Source organism: Mycobacterium sp. TH-M82, assembly GCF_057473605.1.
Genome location: NZ_JBYCKY010000074.1, coordinates 1 through 3,973, shown reverse-complemented (window position 1 = coordinate 3,973; position 3,973 = coordinate 1). Strand labels below are relative to the sequence as shown.

The 3,973-nt window shown below is 69.0% G+C and carries 4 protein-coding genes; 3 read left to right on the top strand and 1 reads right to left on the bottom strand.

Features of this window, described 5'->3' with window-relative positions; genetic code table 11:
• The coding region (locus AC2VON_RS02295; RefSeq protein WP_486951486.1) for a DEAD/DEAH box helicase at positions 1-1,557 on the bottom strand (1,557 nt) is incomplete at its 3' end.
• Positions 1,558-1,870: 313 nt separating this feature from the next.
• Here AC2VON_RS02295 and AC2VON_RS02290 point away from each other — a divergent pair.
• From AC2VON_RS02290 to topA, 3 genes are all read left to right on the top strand, one after another.
• Entirely contained in the window at positions 1,871-2,074 is a 204-nt protein-coding gene (locus AC2VON_RS02290; RefSeq protein WP_003925183.1) for a cold-shock protein, read from the top strand.
• A gap of 127 nt (positions 2,075-2,201) precedes the next feature.
• The gene (locus AC2VON_RS02285) at positions 2,202-2,822 is read left to right on the top strand and encodes a hypothetical protein (protein WP_486951485.1); all 621 of its coding nucleotides are present in this window, start codon (positions 2,202-2,204) and stop codon (positions 2,820-2,822) included.
• Positions 2,823-2,935: 113 nt separating this feature from the next.
• On the top strand, positions 2,936-3,973 hold a 1,038-nt coding region (gene topA, locus AC2VON_RS02280), incomplete at its 3' end, for a type I DNA topoisomerase (protein ID WP_486951484.1).

The following is a 3,973-nucleotide window of genomic DNA, read 5'->3' as shown; positions in this document are numbered from 1 at the left end:
CGGGTGCGGGTCTACCGCGTCGATGCTGGGTGCCGGAAAGTATCTGCCGGACCGCCGCCGCAGCAGACCGTCGTCGACCAGCATCGCTGCCACCTGCTCGGCGCCTAGGCTGGCGATTTCGACGTCGGTGAGGGGCAGTTCAGTCGCCGCACACAGCAGCTGGGGCCTGAGCACATAGGGGTTGGCCGGGTCGATCACCACTTTCTCGACCGGCTTGTCCAACAGCGCCGCGGGGTGATGGACCAGGTAGGTGTCCAACGGGTCGTCTCGGGCGACCAGCACGATCAACGCCGCCTGCCCGCGCCGGCCGGACCGGCCGGCCTGCTGCCAGAACGAGGTGACCGTCCCGGGAAAGCCGGCGATCACCACCGCGTCCAGCCCGGCGATGTCGACACCCAACTCCAGCGCGTTGGTGGTGGCCAAGCCGCAGAGTTCACCGTCGGCGAGCGCGCGCTCCAGTGCCCGGCGATCCTCGGCGAGGTAACCCGCCCGGTAGGAGGCGACCTTGCCGGCCAGGTGCGGGGCGATGATCTCCAGCCGCGACCGTGCCGCCAGCGCGGTCACCTCGGCGCCACGGCGGGACCGGACGAAGGTCAGCGTCCGCGCGCCCTCGGCGACCAGGTCGGCCATCACCCGGGCCGCCTCGGCGCCGGCGGACCGCCGCACCGGGGCGCCGTTCTCACCGGTCAGGTCGGTGCGCAGCGCGGGTTCCCACAGCGCCACCGTGCGCGCCCCGTGCGGGGAGCGGTCCTCGGTGACCTCGGCGACCGGCTGACCGATCAGAGCCGCCGCGCTGGCGCCCGGTGCCGCCGTGGTCGCACTGGCGAAGATCACGGTGGGTAAGGCAGGCGCGCCGGGCGCCAGGGTGGCCGCTGCCGACGGGCCGGCCGAGTAGCGCGCGCACAGTCGCAGCAGCCGGCGCAGCACGATTGCCACATTCGAGCCGAAAATGCCCCGGTAGTAGTGACACTCGTCGACGACGACGAAACACAGGCCACGCAGGAAGACCGCCCAGCGGGCATGGTTGCGCAACATCGACAGGTGGATCGTGTCCGGGTTGGAGAACACCCAGCGGGACCGTTGCCTGGCGAAGCGGCGAAGCTCGGCGGGGCTGTCCCCGTCGTAGGCGGTCGGTGCCACGGGCGTCACAGTGCCCAGCCGGTCGATCGCGGTGGTCAGCGCATGCGCCGTCCGCAACTGGTCGCGGCCCAGGGCTTTCGTCGGCGCGAGATACAGCACCGTCGCACGTGGATTCCTCGCCAGCGTGTTGAGCGCCGGGAGCTGGTAGGCCAGCGATTTTCCCGACGCCGTTCCGGTGCTGATCACCACGTGACGACCGGCGTGCGCCAGGTCGGCGGCGGCGAGCTGGTGCGGCCACGGGGCGACGATGCCGCGATCGGTGAACGCGGCCACCACGTCGGGCCCGGCCCAGGTGGGCCAGTGGTCCGGCTCGCCCCGCGCCGCCGGAAGGTCGGCGACGTGGCGCAGCGGGTGTTCACCGGGCTGGGTGCCGGCCAGGGCGGCAGCCAGCAGCTCCCGGCCGAAACTCGTCGTCATTAATGCTGTCCCTAACGGTTGTCACAGGAGTTTGCAGCGGCGTTGTTCACCCGCCGATCCCCGGTTCGCACACCCGATACTGTTGCCGAGGCGACGAACGTGATTGACTGATGGGCGGCCTTAGCTTCTGTGTTCGTGTCAAACTTTCGCAGGAACTTTCGTTGCGACCGCAGTTCCTGCGAGAGGTGCGTCGGTGGGGACACCGACGCCGCCACAACGGTACGGCGGTCGCGACGGGCCCGGGACACCGAAGGTCGGCGTCCCGACCGACGGTGCACCGCACCGGGCAAGAAGAGTTAGGAAAGATCGACAAATGCCACAGGGAACTGTGAAGTGGTTTAACGCGGAGAAGGGCTTTGGCTTCATCGCGCCCGAGGACGGGTCGGCTGACGTGTTTGTCCACTACACGGAGATCCAGGGGAGCGGCTTTCGCACCCTTGAGGAGAACCAGCGAGTCGAGTTCGAAGTCGGCCAGAGCCCCAAGGGGCCGCAGGCCACCGGCGTTCGCTCCATCTGAGCGACCGCGTCTGACGCTCTGACGGGGCCCCGGGCAAGTCCTGCCGGCAGGGTTGCACCCGGGGTTTCCGTCTCGCTGGTCCGTCAACCGGGCAGGGGCGTTACGGGCCTGGCTTACTGTCGATGGCGTGAGCCAACTGTCGTTCTTCTCGGCAGAGTCGGTGCCCCCGGGGGTCGCCGACCTCGTCGGCGTGCTGGCGGCGACGGGCCAGATCGCCGTCGTCGGTGACGGGGCTCGGCTCTCGGTCGTCGTGGACCAGCTGTGGCGGGCGTCCGCGCTGGCCGAATTGATCGACGATGCCGGCCTGCAGCCGGAGATCACCCGCACCGAGGAGAACACCCCGCTGGTGCGCACCGGGGTAGACCCGCGGCTGCGCGCCATTGCCGCGCAGTGGACGCGTGGAGCCGTCAAAACGGTGCCTCCGCGGTGGTTGCCCGGGCCGCGCGAGCTGCGGGCCTGGACACTGGCGGCGGGCAGCCCGGAGGCCGACCGGTATCTGCTGGGTCTGGATCCGCACGCTCCGGACACCTATTCCCCGCTCGCGTCGGCACTGATGAGGGCCGGGATCGCGCCGACTTTGATCGGCACCCGCGGCAGCCGGCCCGCACTGCGCATCAGCGGCCGTCGCAGGCTGTCGCGCCTGGTAGAGAACGTGGGGGAACCACCCGACGACGTGCAGGCGTTGGCGCAGTGGCCGCGCGCCGAGCCGGCCCTACCGAGCCCTGGAAAGAATCGTGACGATCCGTAGAACGGCTCATCACCAGCTCATTGCCGGGTGTCGGTTTGCATCGGCCCACCCGTGGATGCGAGATTGTCAGGTGCCCATCGGCAGGTACGTACGGAAGTGGAGCGTAAGCGCAGTTGGCTGACCCGGCCCGTGACGACGGAAACACGTCAGTGCGGCGACTCGTCATTGTCGAGTCGCCCACCAAGGCACGCAAAATAGCCGGTTACCTGGGTCGGGGCTACATTGTCGAGTCGTCGCGAGGGCATATCCGCGATCTGCCGAGCAGTGCCGCGGATGTCCCGGCAAAGTACAAGAGCGAGCCGTGGGCGCGGCTCGGGGTCAATGTCGACGCCGACTTCGAACCGCTCTACATCGTCAGCCCGGAGAAGAAGAGCACCGTCACCCAGCTCAAGAGCCTGCTCAATGACGTCGACGAACTCTACCTGGCCACCGACGGCGACCGGGAGGGCGAAGCCATCGCCTGGCACCTGCTGGAAACCCTGAAGCCGCGCGTGCCGGTCAGGCGGATGGTCTTCCACGAGATCACCGAGCCGGCGATCCGCAACGCCGCCGAACATCCCCGCGACCTGGATGACGACCTGGTCGACGCGCAAGAGACCCGGCGTATCCTGGACCGGCTGTATGGCTACGAGGTCAGCCCGGTGCTGTGGAAAAAGGTCGCGCCGAAGCTGTCGGCGGGACGGGTGCAGTCGGTGGCGACCCGCATCATCGTGCAGCGCGAGCGGGAACGGATGGCGTTCCGCAGCGCGTCCTACTGGGACGTGATCGCCGAGCTGGACGCCGGCGTGTCCGACCCGGCGTCGCAACCGCCCACGTTCACCGCGCGACTGGTGGCCGTCGACGATCTGCGGGTGGCTACCGGACGCGATTTCGACTCGCTGGGGACCGTCCGCAAGCCCGGTGAAGTGGTCGTGCTCGACGAGACCGGCGCCGGCACGCTGGCCGCGGGGTTGCAGGGCGCGCAGCTTGCGGTGGCGTCGGTGGAGGAAAAGCCCTACACCCGCCGTCCCTATCCGCCGTTCATGACCTCGACGCTGCAGCAGGAAGCCGGTCGTAAGCTGCGGTTCTCCGCCGAACGGACGATGAGCATCGCGCAGCGGCTCTACGAAAACGGCTACATCACCTACATGCGCACCGACTCGACCACGCTC